Source organism: Pseudoduganella buxea, from assembly GCF_009720835.1.
Taxonomy (GTDB): Bacteria; Pseudomonadota; Gammaproteobacteria; order Burkholderiales; family Burkholderiaceae_D; genus Rugamonas; species Rugamonas buxea.
The window spans coordinates 1-361 of sequence record NZ_WNKZ01000275.1 but is presented as its reverse complement, the minus strand read 5'-3'; the positions used below and the strand labels follow the sequence as shown (position 1 = coordinate 361).

General features: G+C 75.6%; 1 pseudogene. It reads right to left on the bottom strand.

What is annotated here, in order from left to right:
• Positions 1-361, bottom strand: a pseudogene (locus GM672_RS28710) (hypothetical protein); the annotation flags it as partial.

The following is a 361-nucleotide window of genomic DNA, read 5'->3' as shown; positions in this document are numbered from 1 at the left end:
CGCTGGGCCGCGATGGCCGCCTGCACCGCCGGGTCGGCCGCATTCGGCGCGACCGGACTGTTGGCCGCATTGGCGCGGTTTGCCTCGGCCGCGCGGGCGGCGGCGGCTTCCTGCCGGACGCCATCGTCCTGCCCCTGGCGCAGCACGTCTTCCATGCTGGCCAAGGTGCCTTGCACCGGCTCTGTCCGCGCTGGCACCGTGACATCGGTGCGGCCGATATCGGCACGCGCGCTGACGCCCCCGGCCAGCAGGTCGTCGCGGCGGGTGGCGGTATCGCGGGCGTGCACGCGGGCCAGGTCGCGTTCCCGCTCCTGCGCGCGCAGCGCTTCATCGGCGCGTTGCCTGTCCGGCGGCTGGTCCG